We start from the raw sequence: 17,167 nt of genomic DNA, 5'->3' as shown, positions 1-17,167 counted from the left end.
ACCTCTTTTTCATATGAACTTTTTGGTTAAATAATTTCTCCGGGAAGGAAAATTGACTTTGCTCAAAATGGAATTCAGCTTTTCTACATTTTCGAGTAAAGCCGGCAGCTTCTCTTCTCCTTCTTGTTGAGAAAAGCGATATTTGGGACCGGCGATGCTTAACGATCCTAGAATCTGATGCTTGCTGTCGAACAGCGGAACCGAACAAGCAGCGACGTCATCGAAGGTCTCTCCTTCACTGAAACACCATCCTTCCCGTTTGATGGTTTCCAGCCTCGCCATCAATTTTTCTTTTGAAGGGATATGTTTGGATTGGCTTTCAATTCCTTCATCTATAATCTTGTTTTGAAGCTCTTCCGGCAAATGCGCCAAAATAATTTTATGGGAAGCTCCGATATAGAGCGCGCTCCTTTTTCCAACAGATTCTGCGAATCGCACCTTCTGTTCACTTTCAACTATCTTCACGAAAACGCCTTCCTCTTCATCCAGTACAGTCAGCACTACACTTTCGCCAGTTTTCACTGCTATTTCTTTCATAATGGGCTGGATCATCGTAGATATATTCAAATGCTCTTCGACGACATTATTCAGTTCGATGAATTTGATTCCCAACTCATATTTTTTGGTTTCCGGGTTGCAATACAGATAGCCTTTATCTTCAAACGTCGTTAAGATGCGATGAACGATTGTATGATTCATATCCAAATTCCGTGCTAATTCTCGCAGCCCCCACGTAGGGGTTTCCACTGTAAAAACATCTAGAATGCTAAGTGCTTTATCGACTGTCTTAGAACTCATTTTTTCCCCTGCCTTCCGTGGTTCTATAATCGAACCACTGATTCGAATAATAACTCTTTTTAATAAATTACCATTATTCACGAAATAATCAATAGGTTTTGACAAATTAGTTAGACTATTTTGAGTTTTTATTTAAATAGTATAAAAACTCATTCATATTTATAAAAATTAGCAAAATTATTCAAATGAAAAGCGCTGGCTTATTTCTATGTATAATTGGGTACAGTGTTTTATAACTAAAACTTTTTAAAGGAGAGTGGAAAATGAATCATGTGATTGCGTTCTTCATTAAATTCGTGATGATTACTGCTGTTTTACTGATCGTATTGACGTGGATCTTCGATGTATCCTTTGTCGACACCTTGATTATCAGTTTGGGACTGACCGCGATTGCCTACTTGATGGGCGATTTGCTGATTTTCCTAAATGCCGGCAAAGCGGATGACCAGTCGACGCGCAATACGATTGCGACCGTCTGCGATTTTGTTCTAGCCTTTCTCGTAATCTGGTATGTTGGCCAATTGATCAGCGGCACCATGGCCGAAATGGTGACACCTGCTCTCGTATCCGCACTGGTGCTTGCTGCCGGAGAATGGTTCTTCCATATTTACATGGACCGCGGCGTGATGCCTTGGTACAACAATTACAAAGCTGCAAAATAAAAAATGCACCTGTTTTTTGCCTGTGAGTGGCAGAAACGGGTGCGTTTTTCTTTAATTATTTTTTAGTAAATACAACTTTATTCAAACCGCCGATATATATGCGATCATTATTCTTTAAAGTAGTGGTTACACTGGAAACCTCGTAATAATCCGGCTTGTTCGCTAAAATTTCGTTAACCAGCAAATAGTCTCCGCGATACATAATTAGATTGCCGGAGCCTTTCGGTGTAGTGATATGATAATTCCCAGCTGCAATATCTTTGCCGACTGTCCAGTAACCGGCATGTAAAATATTTGTTTTCACATTGAAAACTTGCGTGAAAGTGACATTATTTAATCCCATTATTTTGATGCTGTCACCGGATTTGATATCCGTTGTGACGGCAGTAACCCCGAAGCCATCGTCTTCACTTGAAAGAATCTCATTGATGAAACGGTCATAATCATTTTCAGCGATGATTAAATTTCCGGAACCTGAAGTTGTTGTGATTTTATAACGTCCTGGCGTTAAATCTTTTCCTGCCTTCCAATTACCGGCACTTAAAGTTTTGACATTCGGTACAGTAATCGTTGTAATCGCTGTTTTTCCATTTGAAGTTGTGACCGTAATCTTGGCAGTTCCGCTTCCTACTGCCGTAACTTTGCCCTTGCTGTCCACTTTTGCGACTTTTGCATTGGAAGTCCGCCAGTTAACATTTTTATTCGTTGTTGAACTCGGGCTAACCGTGGCCGTTAAATTTAGCGTTTTCCCTTTCGCTAATGTTGCGGACGTCTTGCTTACTTTTACTGATGTTGCTAAAACCGGCGCTTTTACTGTGACTTTAGCAGTTGCCACTTTTGCTCCTTTAACAGTTGCCGTCATGTTGACGGTGCCAGTGGCTTTTGCAGCTACCTTTCCATTTTTATCAACTGTCGCAATCTTATAGTTTGACGTCTTCCAAGTCACACCTTTGTCGGTACTGTCGATTGGCGAAACGGTTGCTTTGATTGAAGCCGTTTGCCCTTTAACAATAGTCAAGCTGGTCTTGTCCAGTTTCACTATTTTATCCGAGACTTTCACTTCAATCTTTTTCTCGACTTTCGGATTTCCTTTTGCCGATGCTGTGACAGTGGCTGTGCCATTTTTAAGCGCTTTTACAGCTCCTTTTGCATCCACTGAAGCTACTTTCGGATTTGAACTTTTCCACAAAACCGTTTTATCCATTGAATCTGCAGGTGCTACAACCGCTGATAATATCACGGTCTGCTTGCTTGTAATCTGCAAGGAAGATTTGTTCACTTCGATCTTCTGAGGTAAAATCGCTTCTCCTTCCGCCTTCGCAAATTGCACAAACGGAATCGATACCATAAATAAAAGCAACACTAAAATTTTCACCCATTGCCCTTTGAACATTAGCTCTCCCTCTTTTTAAATAGATTTTTTCTCATATCTCTTTTTTTGAAATTAACGCTTTTTGATTATACTATATCCCCCGAATTCCACTTGATTATTTTTGCCTATTTATTGTTACTTTCTTACATTAATGAACACAGTACTACTTGTTATTTATTAAAATTTCAAATCACCATCTACTATTTAATGGTTTTCTTAATAAAAAGATTTTCTGCTATTAATACTTCGTGAGTCAAAGTAAATGCGTTTTAAAAGATTATTCATTACACTAAAAGGGTAACGAATAAAGCGCTTGAATTTATTTTGAAATGGGGTAATGGACAATGGAATACGTAACATTAAACAACGGTTTGAAAATGCCGCAGCTTGGCTTCGGCGTGTGGCAGGTTCCGGATGATGAAGCTACTGCCGCAGTAGCAAATGCATTGAAAGCGGGCTACCGCTCAATCGATACAGCAATGATTTACCAGAACGAAAAAGGCGTCGGCAAAGCGATCAAAGACGCTGGCCTTCCGCGCGAAGAATTGTTCATCACGACGAAAGTCTGGAACAGCGACCAAGGCTATGAAAACACGTTGCGTGCTTTCGACGAAAGCTTGGAACGTTTAGGGTTGGATTACGTGGACTTGTACTTGATCCACTGGCCGACTCCGCAATTCGACGAGTATGTGGATACATACAAAGCGTTGGAGAAACTGTACAACGACGGCCGCGTTAAAGCGATCGGCGTCTGCAACTTTGAAATCGAGCATTTGGAGCGCTTGCTTTCGGAATGCGACGTAAAGCCTGTACTGAACCAAGTGGAATGCCATCCGTACTTGGCTCAAACCGAATTGAAAGCGTTCTGTGCAAAACACGACATCTTTGTTGAAGCGTGGAGTCCGCTGGATCAAGGCGGCGAAGTGCTGCAAGACGAAACCGTCCAAAAAATCGCCGAAGCGCACCAGAAATCACCGGCACAAGTTGTGCTGCGCTGGCACCTACAGAACCAAACAATCGTGATTCCAAAATCCGTGACACCTTCCCGCATTGAAGAAAACTTCCAAGTCTTCGATTTCGAGTTGTCATCCGATGAAATGGAACAGATACATGCATTGAATAAGAACCGCCGCAAAGGCTCTCATCCGAATGAAATGAACGTACGTTAAACAATAAACAGCCGCTGGAAGGAATGCGATTCCTCCAGCGGCTGTTTTGTTTTATTCGAATACCGGCGCTTTGCGCTTTTTCGTCGCTTGTTCATACGAATAGGCAAGTTCGATCAATCTTGGTTCGCTGTATGCTTTTGCTGAAAAGGTTGCGCCTACCGGCAAACCGGTGCTCGTGTAGCCAGCCGGCACCGTAATCGACGGGTAGCCTGCTTTTGCCGGCAGTGCCGCTCCACGGTTGTTTTCAAATAATAAAGCGTCCAAATTGTGTTCCGCCATTACCGCATCGATTCCTTCGCTGCGGGAAATCCGGATATCCGTTTCACGGTGGAAGACATATGTCGGATCTTTCGGATCGTCACTCAACGCTTGTGCTTTCTCCAATTCCACTTGGCCGTACTTCATCCGCTCTTCCGGCTTTTCCTTATTGAACGCAATGACGTCTTCCAAAGATTTAACGGGCACGTCGCTTGAAACTTTGCCCAAGTAAGCATTAACGCCGCGCTTGAATTCGTACCAAAGCACCTCGGATCTCGCATCGACCTGCGGAATTTCGACATCGATTATTTCTGCGCCAAGTTCCGCGAGTTCAATCATGACGCGTTCCATCAAGTCGCGCTCTTCTTTTCCGATTTCGCTAAGCAATGCGCGGTCCACACCAATACGTGCACCATTCAGGCCGTCCACTTTTAAATGCGGTGTGTAATCTGATAGTGCATGGGTTTCATTTCGGGAGGTCGCTGGATCTTCTTCGTCAACGCCAGTTAAAACGCCAAGCGTAATTGCCGCATCTGCGACTGTGCGCGCCATCGGTCCAGCGGTATCCTGGCTTTCTGCAATGGGGATGATGCCTGTGCGGCTGATCAAGCCGACAGTCGGTTTGATGCCGACAAGTGAATTGGCACTGGACGGACTTAAAATCGAACCCGAAGTTTCCGTCCCGATGCCGACCACCGCGAAATTCGAAGCGATGGCTGCACCCGTCCCTGAACTCGAACCGCCGACACTCCCCGCTTCAAACACACCGACACCATAAGGATTCAACACTTGGCCGCCGAGGTTGCTGAAGCCGCTCGGCACATTTTCCGTCATGAAATACGCCCATTCGCTCATGTTGACTTTGCCTAAGATGATCGCTCCGGCATTCCGGAGCTGCGCCGCAACAAACGCATCTTTTCGCGCAAAATTTTCTTTGAGCGCAACGGTTCCAGCCGTCGTCGGCATCGCATCCACGGTATCGATATTGTCTTTCAATAGGACCGGAATGCCGTAAAGCGGCCCTTGCCCATCCTGTCCGCGCATTTCATCCAATTCCGCTGCGATTTTAAGCGCGTCCGGATTGATCGATAAAACCGAATTGATTTTCGGACCGTTCTTGTCGAATTGCTCAATGCGGTCCAAGTATGCTTGCACCAGTTCCACCGAAGACAGTTCGCCGTTTTTGAACACTTGCTGGATGTCGCTGATGGTGATTTCCTCTATTTCATAAGCTGTTTTTTCCATGATGCCATCCCCTTTGCCAAATAAAATCATCAATCTTCTTCTATTATATAAATATCTCATTGGATTAAACCAATTATTCGAATGAATTGGAAGATTTTTTGTTTTGGTGAAAGGAACCAAATGCTGGAGAGAACTGACACAATTCAAGAAGAATCCGGCATAACTCATGTAGAAGCCGACACAATTCAAGAAGAACTCGTCACAATTCATGTAGAGTCTGACACAATTCAAGAAGAGCTCCCCCAAACAACAAAAAGACGGACTGCATGTATGCAATCCGCTTCTCATTTATTTTTTCAAAATTCCAATCACCCGACCATTAATATGCACATCTTCGCTCCGCATCATAATAGGTTCGTACGCAGGGTTCTCAGACATTAAGAGAATATTGCTGCCCATCGGCATGTATTTTTTCATGGTTGCTTCCTGGTCAATGACAGCGATGACAATATCACCGCTTGAAGCTGTCGTTTGCTGATGGACGATGACTTGGTCGCCCTTTTCAATGCCTGCCCCGGTCATGCTGTCGCCTGTGACTGTGAGTGCAAATGTTTCGTTCGGCGAAACCACCCAATCACGCGGCAAATAGATTTCGGCCTCGAAGGATTCGGCTGCGAGAATCGGAATCCCAGCAGCGACATTGCCGAGCAAAGGGACTCTCACTTTCTCATGTACTTGCATAATGACTTCCTGTCCCGATTCTTTCACTTCGATTTGATCTGCTTCGTCATGGTCCACGGCGTATTCGTATTGACGGTTATTCTTCAGGTTTAAATACTGTTGTTTATTTTTCGTTTCCGGCAAGAACTGCGCGCGGCATTTTGGCAAGTCTTGAACTTCTTCGCCATTTCGATCGATGATTTTAAGTTCAAGCCCATCTGTTGCGATGCCGTAAAACGCTCTTCCATCAGCTTCAAGATAAGACTTCAACTGTTTTAACGCTTCGTCGATTCCACTCCCGAAACGCTTAACTTCTGCAATGATATACGGACTGGCTTGCCCTCCCGAATAAACCAATACAGCTATATCGCAATAGCCTTTTTTCGAGAATTGTTGGACTGGAAATTCCAGTTCCAATAATTCCAACGGGTAGCCGTAAGTCTCCTTTAATTCCCGGATCAGCCATTGCCTGATGACTTCTTCCTTGGAGTGGAGATCCACTAACTGATTCGTTAATTGATATTCTGCCATGCTGATTGATTGAAACGGCCGAAGAGCAGCATCTTTTTTCATCCGCAGATGCTTTCGGTCGATCTCCTTGATAAATTTTGAAGGCTTTTTAACCGAGGACATATACAATAATTCATTTGCACGCGTCATGCCGACATACATCAGCTTTCTTTCATCCGAATCCACCGTTTTTTGATCCTCTTCATCTGCATATACTTCCATCGGAATCAATCCACTATTCAAATCAATTAAGAAAATGACTTTGAACTCAAGCCCTTTTATCGAATGCATCGTGACAAGTTTGACGTTATCGCTCTCGAAATCCGGCTCGCTGCGTTGAAGGACTGTATTAGGAATCCCCGCCTGCTCCAAACCGATTGCAACATTTTCGATATAACGGTTCCCTTTCGCCACAATGCAAATTTCCGATAACGCATAATCATTCTTCAAGATATTGATTTCATTTATCAAAAACTGCAGTTGTTGGTCCGAGGTAAGGAAAAAACGGTAAATTGGCGGGTGGCCATGCCGATCAATCAAAGCCGGCTTGACGAAATCGACATTCGATCGGATATGTTCATCTGCTTCGATTAAATGAAAAGCAGCGGTCGAAATTTCTGTTGTCGTCCGGTAGTTCTTACTTAACGTCCGCGATTTCCCGCTCATATCATAACCGATGGTCGTATAAGGCCTACCTTTCCCAAGCCATGATTGTGTATAAATACTCTGCGTGTTATCCGCCACAAACATTAGCGAAGAATATTCTTTTTCCTTATACAGCTCCTTCAGAAATTCCAGCTGGACACGCGTCAAGTCTTGGCTTTCATCAATGAGGATATGCGTGTATTTGCCTGTTTGTCTGCGCCGAATTTCTTCTAATGCCAATAGATTCATCTGTTTGTAGCTGATTAAATTGTCTTTTTCTAATAGATTTTTATATAGCGTGCACACTTCAAATATAGCTTCTCGAAGCTTCGAATTCTTTAACAGCTTTTGCGGAGTGCTTCCATCGCCAGAAGCTCGTCCAATCCGGTCAGCTGATTGATACGTCTCCAGTTCCCTTATGGCACAAGCTTGCATCCATTCCTCTTCTTCTAAAAGAAACTTACTATTTTTGGGCGACAATAGTTTTATCTCTGGATATGATTTCTTTGCCAGGTGAATCGCCTGGACCATCATCTTATGCATTTGATCGGGTGGTGCAATTTCTATTTTCTTGTGCAGCCGATTTTGATAGCGCATAAATTCTTTGTACATTAAACTATCAATTGTGGAAATGTCCACTTCTGCGTCCGAAGTGAAAAGTTGCAGTCCAGACTCATCATCAGAATCAGCCATACGGGCATATTGATGGCGTATGTAATTGAGCAGCGTTTTATTGTAAGTGACCATCAAAATCTTATCGTCAGATTCGTGGCAATAATGTTCTTTTAAAAAATTGATACGGCGGATTGCAACCGTGGTTTTTCCAGACCCTGCTACCCCTTTTACAAGCATCGGCCCAGATGGTTCCAGTTCCACAATCCTGCGTTGTTCTACATTCAGCTTCAATCTTCGCACCCCCTTTTCATTTACAAGTTCTCCCTATATTTTATGAATATTGTCATAAAATAGCAAGTTCTTGGATAATTCCAAATGCCGGCAAAAGAAGAAACTATCGAACCGTTAAATTGGCGATCAAGCAGGTTCCTTATCTATCGCTTCGTCATCTAAACCCCTTATTTGACCTGGCGTGGTTCAATAGTAAGAAGAAACTGATATAGTGTCAGTAAAAATGAAATTAGTGCCGATTAGAATAGAATGAATGTCGAAAGAAATGGGAATAGTGCAAGAAGGAAACGATAAACTTTGCCACAAAAAACGGACCACCCAATCGGAAGTCCGCTACGTTCTTTCTATTTAACTGAAAGCTGGAATCTCATCAAAGAACGCAAAAAACCATTCTCGATTTAAAACCGAGAATGGTTTTTTTTAATTAAATAATCTACCGCGGCGAACGGTGCGGATCCAGAAACCACCATGGATCGTCTTGGAATCGTTCGCTACGACAAATGCCTGCGGCTCCAATTCCTTAATGGTCTGATAGAGCTTCAGCTCCCGTTTTTTCGGAGTCAAGATTTGAAGCGAGCGGCGCGGCCCCTCATGTCCGTTGGTTTCCCAATCTGTGACACCGTAGCCTTCTTCACGCAATTGCTTGGCAAGGTGATCCGAGTTATCCGGCGAAACGACAGTTGCCGTCACATAGCCTAAGGTCAATTTATCTTCGATAATGGAGCCGACCACGATTCCGGCACCGAAACCGACCGCATAGGAAATCAAGTTTTGGATTTGCGAAATGTTCTCCAATACCAAGCCTAGACCGAGAATGTTAATAATGACCTCAACGATAGACAAGGCAGCCGCCAAATAACGGTAGCCTTTCATCATCAAAATCATGCGGACCGTCGACAACGTGACATAGACAATGCTGATCATGAAAATAACAATGACTAATACAATCGGATTTAAGCCCAAATAGAAACCCTTCTTTCGAATAGTTTATATTTTCCATTCTTATTTTTTAGTTATGTTTCTTTTCCCGCTTGCCTGCGCGTTAAACGTGAAATGGCAAAAAGCAGGGAAACCAATATAATCGTAAAATATCTTCTAAAATTAAAAACCGCCTTCCCAGTTAGGAAGGCGGCTCCAGTCGCTTAGACGGTGACGTTGCGTTTTGGATGCGGTTTTGTCACATCAACTGCATAGACTTTGATCTTATTGACCATCAAATCACGGATTCCGTATATCGGACGATTGTTTTTTTCAATCGCTTCGATGTAGGCATTCATATGCTCTTGGACCAAAACCCCAACCGGTTTGTCCTTGTAAGCATCGTTCATCTGAACTTGGAATGATTTTTCAAAATAAAGATTGGACACTTCAAGTGCTTTCAAGGTGTCCCCCTCCATATGCGCGCCGACGACTTCGTAGTAATTTCCGTATTCGTCGCGCACTAAATCAGAAGCAACAATATGCTGCATGCTCATCGATTCCAGCTCCTTTAATCTATAAGTATCGGAAGAATTAGCGGCTTACCAAACCCGTCTAAATCTATCTATCCTTTATTTACGTTCCCATCCTTCCTTGCCATTAAACGTTTTCTTGGTAATCCACGAATAAAAGCTCCCGGATTTCTCCAAGAGCTTTTCTGTTTACAGCACCTTGCTCAAAAACGACTTCGTCCGTGCATGCTGCGGCCGAGCAAACAATTCAGACGGCACATTTTCTTCGACGATGTAGCCGCCATCCATGAACAAGACGCGGTCGCCCACTTCCCGGGCAAAGCCCATTTCGTGCGTGACGACGATCATGGTCATGCCTTCGATCGCGAGCTGCTTCATCACTTCCAGCACTTCCCCGACCATTTCCGGATCGAGTGCGGAAGTCGGTTCATCAAACAGCATGATCCGCGGCTCAAGCGCGAGGGCGCGTGCAATCGCGACGCGCTGCTTTTGGCCGCCGGACAGGGAATCCGGGTAGGCATTGGCTTTTTCAACAAGCCCGACTTTCTTCAATAAAACCAAGGCCTTCTCTTTCGCGACCTTCGGGCTTTCCTTTTTCACCTTGATTGGCGACATCGTGATATTCTCTAAAACCGTGCGATGCGGAAACAAGTTGAATTGCTGGAACACCATGCCGACATCGGTCCGGATTTTATTGATATTCGTCTTTTTATCCGTGATGTCAACGCCTTCGATGTAGACGTGTCCGTCCGTGATGCTCTCAAGCAAATTGATGCAGCGGAGGAAAGTTGACTTCCCGGAACCGGAAGGGCCGATGACAACGACCACTTCTTTCGGCTGAATATCCACAGAAATGTCTTTTAGGACTTCGTTATCTCCGAATGTTTTCTTTAAATTGACGACTTTGATCATTCTGTAGCCAACCTCTTTTCTAAACGGCCCAACAGATAGCTCATCGACAGCGTCAAGATGAGGTAGATGAGCGCTGCCGTCAAGTAAGGCTCCCAAATCTTATAATATTGCCCCTGAAACGCACGTCCCCAGTACATCAGTTCCGGTACGGTGATGACGGCGAGGAGCGAAGAATCTTTCAATAAGACGATGAATTCATTGCCAAGCGGCGGGACCATCCGCTTGAACGCCTGCGGCAAAATGACGTAGCGCATCGCCTGGACATGCGTTTGCCCAAGCGACCGCGCCGCTTCCATTTGCCCCCGGTCGATCGACTGGATGCCCGCACGGAAAATCTCAGCGATATAGGCGGCCGCGTTCAGCGTCAACGCCACAATTCCGGCGACAATGGCATTGGTCTGTCCGAGAACGAGCGGGATCAACCCGAAGTGAATCAATAAGATTTGGACGAATAAGGGCGTCCCCCTAAAAAAGGTGATGTAGAGGATAAATGGCAGCGCCAGCAATTTGTTGCGCATGATTTTCCCCATGCCGATTAAAAGCCCTAAAATGGTTCCAAGCAAGATGCCGACAAGTGAAACGCCAATCGTGTATAGTGCGCCTTTCAGGAAAAAAGGCATGTAATCGATGATCAAATCCATCCGAAAATCCATAAATCGCCCTCTCTTTCTTTATTCCGCGCCTGCAAATCTTCCTGACAAAAATTGCGCAACACCGGCAATCGGAGCTACGCAATTGGAGCGGTTCTATTCTTGCTGCGCTTTTAAGGCTTCAAGATCCGGTTCGTTGCCGAACCATTCCTGATAGATTTCCGTATAGGTGCCATTATCGATAATGGCTTTGATCGCTTCGTCGAAATCCGCTTTCAGCTCGCTGCCTTTCGGGAACAGAATGCCGTAGAATTCCTCTGCAAAATCGTCGTCCGGAACAACTTTCAGCTTCTGCTCAGGGTTCATTTGCGTATAATATTCAACAATCGTATTGTCGGCAATTACAGCATCCGCTCCTCCAGCTAAAAGTTCCTGGATCGCCAAGTTATTGTCCGCGAATTTCAAGACGTCGGTGCTGTTTTCACCGGCAATCGTCTCAGCCGCTTCCTGGCCAGTCGAACCGTTCAACACCGCGATTTTCTTGCCTTTCAAGTCTTCGCCGCTTTCTACATCACTGTCTTCCGGCACCATGATCATGTTCGTAGACAAGTAGTAAGGAACAGAGAAATCGTATGTTTCTTTCCGTTCGTCATTAATCGTGATGGACGATACGGCAAGGTCGGCCGTTTTCCCTTCAATCTCCACAAAAATCGGTTCCCAGCCGATGACTTCAATATCCGCTTCATAGCCGGCTTCTTCCACCACCGCTTCTGCGAAGTCTATCCCAAAGCCCGTAATTTCACCATTGTCCAAGTATTCCATTGGAGCATACGCGCCGTCTGTGACGAGGCGCAGCTTTTCTTTCTCGCCGCCGGAATCCCCTGAGCTGCCATTTGCCGTGTCGTCTTCCCCGCATCCCGCCAGTGCGAGCGACAGTGCGCCCATCAATACGAAACTGATCATCGACCTTTTCTTCATTTGTTGTTTCCCCCTTTATCTCTATACATTTCTCCCACCCATTAAAACCATTACTTAATCCCTTGCAAAACCGTCTAGATAAATGACGAAATTACTATATTAAATGAAAATTTTTAATTATTAAAATATTATCAATCGAACGAGATTCCGTCAAGCACATCTTTTGATAGCGGTTTTTGCACTAAAAAAAGCATGAACCTCCATCGGTTCATGCTTCTCAATTATTATTGTGGAGAGCCTATCGCTTTGTTTCATTCTTCACAAAAGTCTTTTCCCCGGTCCGGTGGTCTTCAATGATCTTGTCTTCTGTCGGCACGTCTTCCGACCCTTCATCCGGTGCATTCTGGAAATTTTTATCCGTCAACGCATCCGGATCTTTATCGCCCCGAACCATTTGCTTCGCCTTCTTCGCAAATTTGTCGATGCCTGATTCTCCGTGTTCAGCCATATTGGATTCCTCCTCGCACGTTTTTATTTATTTACCCGGGCTGGCAAGTTGAAAACGCATCCCGCAGGCTTTCCATTTGAATAAATAAATGAAAGGGATAGAATGAAAGACGGAGTACATATTTTTTATGAATTCCGACAAATCAGAGGAGGGATGATCCATGGGAAGATTGGAGAATAAAGTAGCAGTGATTACCGGGGGGGCTGGCGGCATCGGCAAAGTGACAGCCAAGCGCTTTTTAGACGAAGGGGCTTCTGTTGTATTGGTCGATCTTTTTGAAGACGCTTTAGCGGACGCGAAAAGTGAATTAGGCGAAAATGTCTTAACGGTCCAAGCCGATGTTTCGAAAGAAGAAGACGTGAAAAACTATGTCGCAAAAGCGCTCGAATCGTTCAATAAAATCGATATCTTCTTTAACAATGCCGGCATCGAAGGAAAAGTCGCACCGATTACCGAACAGAAAGTAGAAGATTTTGACCAAGTCATTTCAGTAAACGTTCGCGGCGTATTTCTCGGTTTGAAACACATCCTGCCGATCATGACGGCACAAAAATCCGGCAGCATCATCAATACATCCTCGGTCGCGGGACTTGGCGGCTCGCCAAACGTTTCGCCGTACATCACATCGAAGCATGCCGTGGTCGGACTGACGAAAGCGGCCGCTGTCGAAAGCGCACCGCACGGCATCCGGGTCAATTCGATCCACCCTTCTCCAGTCAACACCCGGATGATGCGGTCGCTTGAAACCGGACTTGGCGCAGACGAAGCGACGATGGCGAAAAGCATTCCGCTTGGCCGCTACGGCGAGTCCAGCGATATTGCAAGCCTGGTTGTCTTCCTGGCATCAGACGAAAGCACATTTATCACCGGCTCGCAGTACCGCATTGACGGCGGGATGGCTGCGCTGTAAAAACGAATGAACGAAACAAACTGTTCAAGCAGCCAGCGAATCCATGATGCTGGCTGCTTTTTTCATTTGAATTGTTCAAAAAGGCAAATCCCCAAGCCGCTTGTTCTTCGCTTCCCGCTTCTGCTCGGTCAGGAATTCGCTGAAATGTTCCCACGTCGAATATTTTGGATCAGCCGCTTCATGCGATGTGAACATTTCGGCCAGAAATTTGCCGAAAGCATCAGGCCTCGCTTCGTGGTCCCAGACCTTTTGGAAGTTCTTGCTGTAGGTGACGCGGTTGAAGTTGCCGAAAATCTGTGTGAGTGCGCTGACCAATGAACGGATTTTTGACAGCGACGGCTTCTCCATGAAACGGTTATCGCTGTAGACAAGCCCGTCCCGGTCCATGAGCCGTACACTGAACGACAAATCGTAATCTTCCAACACAAGCACCAAATTATTCTTTCCGAACATCTCCTCACCTCCTGTATATTCACCATACAAAAGAGTCCAGCTCCGCGCAACTGCCGAAGCTGGACTCTTTTGCATCTATAAACCCTTACCGCACATTCACGAGCTCCAATTCCACTCGGCCTTGTGCGTTGATCGACTTGACGGTCGCATAGCCTTCGACCATATAGTATCTCAGGCCATTTTGCGTCATCACTTCTGTTGCGTTCGTGAAAGTTTTGTACTTGGTGACAACGGTTTTATTCACTCCGGTAATGGTGTTTTTAATGATTTCATCGCCGAGTCCAGTATCAAAAGTTTTGCCGACGCGAACCGGATAAGCGAGGGCAACGTCGTATTCGGAATACGGATAGCCGAATGCAAAGATGTTGTAGTTTTCGAGCTCCAGGTATTCGTAGGAACCACCGTCGATCTGTGCTGTCCACATAAACCCGTAAACGAGGCCGTCGCGGTTCGGCACATTCTGAAAACGATGGACCGCGGTCGTGCCGTCAGACATTTGGTACGTATAGGTTTTCGTTTTGTCTTTCATATAGGAATCGGGAATCGCCGCATCGTTTTTAAATTTCGGTTCAAGTGCCCGTGCGAGAAACGCAGAAAATTGGCCTCGCGTGACCGCTTGGCGCGGACGGAAGGTATTGTCCGGATAGCCGATCGTAATGTTGGCGGCCAGGATCTTGCGGATCGCTTCGGAATAGGCCGCATTCGGCCCGACGTCTTTGAAAGAAGAATTGAACGTGAACGTCAGATCAAAGACCTGCTCGACGATCATGGCCATGTCTCCGCGGATAATGGGCGCGTTCGGACGGAACGTTCCGTCCCCGTAGCCTTTCAAATAGCCCGCTTTTGCCGCTTCTGCAATATAGCCGCTCGCATAATGGGCGCTCGGCACATCGTTGAACGGTGTCGCCTGCTTCGCACCGCTAAAGCCTTTCAAGCGGCCGATCATGACTGCCGCCTGCGCCCGCGTCACTTCCGTATCCGGTTTCATGGTGCCGTCCAAATAACCGCTGACGACGCCTTTTTCCATTAAATACGTCATTTCGTCATAGAATGCATGCGATTTCGGCAAGTCGGGAGCCGCTGCCGCTGCAGGCAAAGCCAGGAATAAAGAAAGCAAAACGATGACGAGAGACAAGAGCTTTTTCATAGCGCCACTCCTTTACTGGATCGATTGGTTGTTAGTTCCATTCTACAAGCGAAAGTTAGTAAAATCTATAATATTTATTAAAAATTCAGAAAACATCCATCACAGAATTTTTTCTTAGTATTTTTAAGAAATGGAATGAAAGTAAACTATCAAAAGAACTTGTGCAATCGCTAACCTAAACCGGAAAAACCCATGACTCTGACTGCTTAACTTTAGGGCAGAGTCATGGGTTTCTCTTTGATTATTGAAGCAATATTCTTATTCCCAATCCAGTTTAGGATTTCGTGTCACACAATCAATATGGACGTTTGTTTTGATCACTCCGCCAAACGTGTGGTTGGAGCCGAATGCGACATGAATCGTATTATAGGCTTTTTCATCTTCGAGGATATTTCCAATGACACGGGCGGCATGATTCGTTCCGATGCCAAGTTCACAAAGAAGACGGCCATCGCCATCTCCCAGCAGTTCCAGCAACTTTCCTCCTTGTTCACCGGTCGCTTTTATCAGACGCCCTTTGTCAATGGTCAGTATGATAGGTTCCTGCACCAAGCCTATTCCAGCTATAGAGCCATTGATTTCAATTTCCCCCTCCGACTTCCCTTCTACTGGTGCAATATATGCCTCCCCAGAAGGAAGGTTGCCGGAAGCGCCTTTTTCTTTAAAAACGCCGGTACTCGGCACCCCATCGCGGCCGTCCATTTCAATTTTCAGCCTCAGTCCGTTGCCCGTCTGGATAGATAAAGATCTAGCTTTTGTTAATTTTTCCGTCATCTCTATCGTCTCTTTTTCCACCTTGCTGTAATCGGCACTCATCGCCCCGTTTAAAAACATATCTTCCGTTATGCCTGGCATCGTGATGACGCTGATGCCTTTTGCATTTGCTGTTTTTCTGGCGACTGTATGCGTTAAGGAATGTTTGGTCAGACAAAATACCGCATCAAAATTCAACATGAGATTTGCCGTTTCCTCTGGAGGTTCTTCACCCGATTTCATTCGATCTTCCATAATATGAATTTCGATTTTCCATTCATCTTTTTTCAACGCCTCGGCAAATTTAATGCCTAGAGACATCGTACTTTGGTCAGCCAGCACCAATATCGAGCTTTTCTTGTCCAATGAAAAATTACCGTTCATCAACTTTTTAACTGTCGCATTAAAATCCGTCATGTTCGTTTGCCCCTTTTTGAAAGATATAGTCCACCCAGCACAAAAAACAATGCGATAAGCGTTCCTCCGCCAAGTGGTTCATGTAATAGGAATACGCCTAAAATCAGCGTAGTGAAAGGCATCAAATAAGTAATCAGCAGAGCGAAAACCGCCCCGCCATTTTTGACTAAATAATAAAAAAGAATATTGCCGAGACCTGAATTGAAAACCCCTAATAGTAAAAAGAGCATTAAATTTGTCGAATTGAACAGGCCTTTATAGCTTGATGGGTCTATTGAAAGCATAAAAAAACTAGTGAAAACGGTTCCAACCGCCATCGCAACAAAAGAAATGGTGACAACAGAGTATCCCTTTAAATATTTCCCTGCCAAAACGGCTGATAGCGCATACATATTAACCGAAAATAATAAGAGCATTGCACTGCTCATTTGAAAATCGATTGCTTCTTCGGAACCGATAAGAAAAGCAATGGCAATGCCGGCGAAGCCAATCAATACACTTAAAACTTCTTGCCTGCTCACCTTTACTTTAAAAATCAGGCTGCTCAGCAAAATCCCAAAAATCGGTCCAGTAGCATTCAACACAGAACTCACGGTGGTATCAAGTCCACCCATACTGATACTCATGAAAGTCCATGGAACACCTGCACTGATAAGGGAAATAAAAATCAGCAGGGGAACTCTTTTAAATTCATCTTTTCTTTTTTGCCATATGAAAAAAGGAAGCAAAGCAAGACCGCCAAATAGACATCTAAAAAAGACAATTGATACCGGATGGAAATCGGGCAGCAGCATCTTCGTCAAATAGAAAGTGGAACCCCACAACAAACTCAAACTCAGCAAAGCGATTATTGGCATCTAACTCCTCCTACCAAAAAAGATCC

17 protein-coding genes are annotated in these 17,167 nt (G+C 44.9%); 3 read left to right on the top strand and 14 right to left on the bottom strand.

Going from position 1 to position 17,167, the window contains the following annotated elements:
* Window positions 1–9: 9 nt before the first annotated feature.
* On the bottom strand, window positions 10–798 hold the full coding sequence (locus tag MTR82_RS06990) for an IclR family transcriptional regulator (protein ID WP_246808451.1): 789 nt from the start codon (window positions 796–798) through the stop codon (window positions 10–12).
* 263 nt (window positions 799–1,061) lie between these two features.
* On the opposite strand from MTR82_RS06990, the gene MTR82_RS06985 reads away from it, so the two are divergent.
* Window positions 1,062–1,460, top strand: a complete 399-nt coding sequence (locus MTR82_RS06985) for a DUF2512 family protein (RefSeq protein ID WP_235196952.1) — start codon at window positions 1,062–1,064, stop codon at window positions 1,458–1,460.
* A 55-nt stretch (window positions 1,461–1,515) separates the two neighbouring features.
* On the opposite strand, the gene MTR82_RS06980 is transcribed toward MTR82_RS06985, so the two are convergent.
* Window positions 1,516–2,853, bottom strand: a complete 1,338-nt coding sequence (locus MTR82_RS06980) for an Ig-like domain-containing protein (protein WP_246808450.1) — start codon at window positions 2,851–2,853, stop codon at window positions 1,516–1,518.
* 323 nt (window positions 2,854–3,176) lie between these two features.
* On the opposite strand from MTR82_RS06980, the gene MTR82_RS06975 reads away from it, so the two are divergent.
* Entirely contained in the window at window positions 3,177–4,001 is an 825-nt protein-coding gene (locus tag MTR82_RS06975) for an aldo/keto reductase (protein WP_246808449.1), read from the top strand.
* Window positions 4,002–4,052: 51 nt separating this feature from the next.
* On the opposite strand, the gene MTR82_RS06970 is transcribed toward MTR82_RS06975, so the two are convergent.
* The 8 genes from MTR82_RS06970 to MTR82_RS06935 form a co-directional block, all read right to left on the bottom strand.
* On the bottom strand, window positions 4,053–5,504 hold the full coding sequence (locus MTR82_RS06970) for an amidase family protein (RefSeq protein ID WP_246808448.1): 1,452 nt from the start codon (window positions 5,502–5,504) through the stop codon (window positions 4,053–4,055).
* A gap of 288 nt (window positions 5,505–5,792) precedes the next feature.
* On the bottom strand, window positions 5,793–8,234 hold the full coding sequence (gene lexA / locus MTR82_RS06965; protein WP_246808447.1) for a transcriptional repressor LexA: 2,442 nt from the start codon (window positions 8,232–8,234) through the stop codon (window positions 5,793–5,795).
* A 411-nt stretch (window positions 8,235–8,645) separates the two neighbouring features.
* Window positions 8,646–9,188, bottom strand: a complete 543-nt coding sequence (locus MTR82_RS06960; protein ID WP_110925574.1) for a DUF2179 domain-containing protein — start codon at window positions 9,186–9,188, stop codon at window positions 8,646–8,648.
* 179 nt (window positions 9,189–9,367) lie between these two features.
* The gene (locus MTR82_RS06955; RefSeq protein ID WP_246808446.1) at window positions 9,368–9,700 is read right to left on the bottom strand and encodes a hypothetical protein; all 333 of its coding nucleotides are present in this window, start codon (window positions 9,698–9,700) and stop codon (window positions 9,368–9,370) included.
* A gap of 165 nt (window positions 9,701–9,865) precedes the next feature.
* Window positions 9,866–10,588 (bottom strand): amino acid ABC transporter ATP-binding protein, encoded by a 723-nt coding sequence (locus MTR82_RS06950; protein ID WP_246808445.1) that lies wholly within the window; start codon window positions 10,586–10,588, stop codon window positions 9,866–9,868.
* Window positions 10,585–11,241, bottom strand: a complete 657-nt coding sequence (locus tag MTR82_RS06945; RefSeq protein WP_052650797.1) for an amino acid ABC transporter permease — start codon at window positions 11,239–11,241, stop codon at window positions 10,585–10,587. Before MTR82_RS06945 ends, MTR82_RS06950 begins: the two co-directional genes overlap by 4 nt.
* A 93-nt stretch (window positions 11,242–11,334) precedes the next feature.
* Window positions 11,335–12,156 carry a transporter substrate-binding domain-containing protein gene (locus tag MTR82_RS06940; protein WP_246808444.1) on the bottom strand — a complete coding sequence of 274 codons (822 nt, stop codon included), beginning with the start codon at window positions 12,154–12,156 and terminating at the stop codon, window positions 11,335–11,337.
* 238 nt (window positions 12,157–12,394) lie between these two features.
* Entirely contained in the window at window positions 12,395–12,604 is a 210-nt protein-coding gene (locus MTR82_RS06935; protein ID WP_052650795.1) for a hypothetical protein, read from the bottom strand.
* Between the two features lie 160 nt (window positions 12,605–12,764).
* On the opposite strand from MTR82_RS06935, the gene MTR82_RS06930 reads away from it, so the two are divergent.
* Window positions 12,765–13,514 (top strand): SDR family NAD(P)-dependent oxidoreductase, encoded by a 750-nt coding sequence (locus MTR82_RS06930; protein WP_246808443.1) that lies wholly within the window; start codon window positions 12,765–12,767, stop codon window positions 13,512–13,514.
* 75 nt (window positions 13,515–13,589) lie between these two features.
* Here MTR82_RS06930 and MTR82_RS06925 read toward each other — a convergent pair whose 3' ends face one another.
* From MTR82_RS06925 to MTR82_RS06910, 4 genes are all read right to left on the bottom strand, one after another.
* Window positions 13,590–13,967 (bottom strand): hypothetical protein, encoded by a 378-nt coding sequence (locus MTR82_RS06925; RefSeq protein ID WP_246808442.1) that lies wholly within the window; start codon window positions 13,965–13,967, stop codon window positions 13,590–13,592.
* 85 nt (window positions 13,968–14,052) lie between these two features.
* Window positions 14,053–15,114 carry an S-layer homology domain-containing protein gene (locus MTR82_RS06920; RefSeq protein ID WP_246808441.1) on the bottom strand — a complete coding sequence of 354 codons (1,062 nt, stop codon included), beginning with the start codon at window positions 15,112–15,114 and terminating at the stop codon, window positions 14,053–14,055.
* 258 nt (window positions 15,115–15,372) lie between these two features.
* Window positions 15,373–16,284: an aminopeptidase gene (locus tag MTR82_RS06915; RefSeq protein ID WP_246808440.1), complete on the bottom strand. Its 912-nt coding sequence runs from the start codon at window positions 16,282–16,284 to the stop codon at window positions 15,373–15,375.
* The gene (locus tag MTR82_RS06910; RefSeq protein WP_246808439.1) at window positions 16,281–17,141 is read right to left on the bottom strand and encodes a DMT family transporter; all 861 of its coding nucleotides are present in this window, start codon (window positions 17,139–17,141) and stop codon (window positions 16,281–16,283) included. The genes MTR82_RS06915 and MTR82_RS06910 overlap by 4 nt, the downstream gene beginning before the upstream one ends.
* Between the last annotated feature and the right edge of the window lie 26 nt (window positions 17,142–17,167).

The organism is Planococcus ruber (assembly GCF_022819085.1).
Taxonomy (GTDB): domain Bacteria; phylum Bacillota; class Bacilli; order Bacillales_A; family Planococcaceae; genus Planococcus; species Planococcus ruber.
This window is presented reverse-complemented; position numbering and strand designations above follow the sequence as displayed.

Coding starts and splice junctions, on each gene's coding strand:
- MTR82_RS06990 (WP_246808451.1), bottom strand. CDS start 798: ATGAGTTCTAAGACAGTCGATAAAGCACTTAGCATTCTAGATGTTTTT.
- MTR82_RS06985 (WP_235196952.1), top strand. CDS start 1,062: ATGAATCATGTGATTGCGTTCTTCATTAAATTCGTGATGATTACTGCT.
- MTR82_RS06980 (WP_246808450.1), bottom strand. CDS start 2,853: ATGTTCAAAGGGCAATGGGTGAAAATTTTAGTGTTGCTTTTATTTATG.
- MTR82_RS06975 (WP_246808449.1), top strand. CDS start 3,177: ATGGAATACGTAACATTAAACAACGGTTTGAAAATGCCGCAGCTTGGC.
- MTR82_RS06970 (WP_246808448.1), bottom strand. CDS start 5,504: ATGGAAAAAACAGCTTATGAAATAGAGGAAATCACCATCAGCGACATC.
- MTR82_RS06955 (WP_246808446.1), bottom strand. CDS start 9,700: ATGAGCATGCAGCATATTGTTGCTTCTGATTTAGTGCGCGACGAATAC.
- MTR82_RS06950 (WP_246808445.1), bottom strand. CDS start 10,588: ATGATCAAAGTCGTCAATTTAAAGAAAACATTCGGAGATAACGAAGTC.
- MTR82_RS06945 (WP_052650797.1), bottom strand. CDS start 11,241: ATGGATTTTCGGATGGATTTGATCATCGATTACATGCCTTTTTTCCTG.
- MTR82_RS06940 (WP_246808444.1), bottom strand. CDS start 12,156: ATGAAGAAAAGGTCGATGATCAGTTTCGTATTGATGGGCGCACTGTCG.
- MTR82_RS06935 (WP_052650795.1), bottom strand. CDS start 12,604: ATGGCTGAACACGGAGAATCAGGCATCGACAAATTTGCGAAGAAGGCG.
- MTR82_RS06930 (WP_246808443.1), top strand. CDS start 12,765: ATGGGAAGATTGGAGAATAAAGTAGCAGTGATTACCGGGGGGGCTGGC.
- MTR82_RS06925 (WP_246808442.1), bottom strand. CDS start 13,967: ATGTTCGGAAAGAATAATTTGGTGCTTGTGTTGGAAGATTACGATTTG.
- MTR82_RS06920 (WP_246808441.1), bottom strand. CDS start 15,114: ATGAAAAAGCTCTTGTCTCTCGTCATCGTTTTGCTTTCTTTATTCCTG.
- MTR82_RS06915 (WP_246808440.1), bottom strand. CDS start 16,284: ATGACGGATTTTAATGCGACAGTTAAAAAGTTGATGAACGGTAATTTT.
- MTR82_RS06910 (WP_246808439.1), bottom strand. CDS start 17,141: ATGCCAATAATCGCTTTGCTGAGTTTGAGTTTGTTGTGGGGTTCCACT.